Source organism: Mariniradius sediminis, assembly GCF_021491425.1.
Lineage (GTDB): Bacteria > Bacteroidota > Bacteroidia > Cytophagales > Cyclobacteriaceae > Mariniradius > Mariniradius saccharolyticus.
Genome location: NZ_JAKEVZ010000091.1, coordinates 1 through 265, shown reverse-complemented (window position 1 = coordinate 265; position 265 = coordinate 1). Strand labels below are relative to the sequence as shown.

Here is a 265-nt window from a genome sequence, read left to right as displayed (position 1 = left end):
GATACTGCGGGAGTATTTCAAAACAGAACGACCCCACGTCTACCTGTTTGAAGGACAGGGAAGTACTCCGTCCCGACCCGTCCGATACTCAGCTGCAAGCATCGGTTCAATTCTAAAAGCGTCAGTCGTAAAAACGGGTATTAAAAAGAAAATAACCGTCCATACCCTCAGGCACTCCTTCGCAACCCATTTGCTGGAAAGGGGAACCGACCTGAGGTATATACAGAGCCTTCTGGGACATGAAAGCCCAAAAACCACCGAGATT

1 protein-coding gene is annotated in these 265 nt (G+C 48.7%); it reads left to right on the top strand.

What is annotated here, in order from left to right; all coding sequences use genetic code 11:
- Position 1: 1 nt before the first annotated feature.
- A partial coding sequence (locus L0U89_RS20405; protein ID WP_369413268.1) for a tyrosine-type recombinase/integrase occupies positions 2–265 on the top strand: 264 nt, incomplete at its 3' end.